Genomic DNA, 374 nt, shown 5'->3' with positions numbered 1-374 from the left:
AATGAGTATGAATTCACGGCCTCAGTAACAGCCGGGAAAGTCGCGTATTTCTGTTTCAACAGCTCAAGCCTTGGTGAGCGCAAGGCTGAAGAAGTAGCTCTTTTCAAGCTTTTCCCGAATAAAGATTCAAAGAGTTTTACTTACAGTTCTGGTAAAAATCCTGATARCGAAGGGTATTTCTGGATYACCGAYGAAGGMAACAGCGGGCAGTAYATTGACCCGAAGATGATTCTGGTGGGCGCACGGACCTACACAATTAATTATTCAGTGAAAGATAACGGCGACTATGATCTGGACGATACTCCCGGTGTGATCCTTGATCCTGTGGTTCCCGGAACTGTTTCATCTGGTGGATCAAGCGGATCTTCCGGTGG

The 374-nt window shown here is 46.3% G+C and carries 1 protein-coding gene; it reads left to right on the top strand.

Features of this window, described 5'->3' with window-relative positions; all coding sequences use genetic code 11:
• The coding region (locus tag D0S45_20980; protein ID TIH02088.1) for a hypothetical protein at positions 1-374 on the top strand (374 nt) is incomplete at both ends.

It is taken from the genome of Marinifilum sp. JC120 (assembly GCA_004923195.1).
Taxonomy (GTDB): Bacteria; Desulfobacterota; Desulfovibrionia; order Desulfovibrionales; family Desulfovibrionaceae; genus Maridesulfovibrio.
The sequence above is the reverse complement of the archived record's forward strand: the minus strand, read 5'-3'. Positions and strand labels throughout refer to the sequence as shown.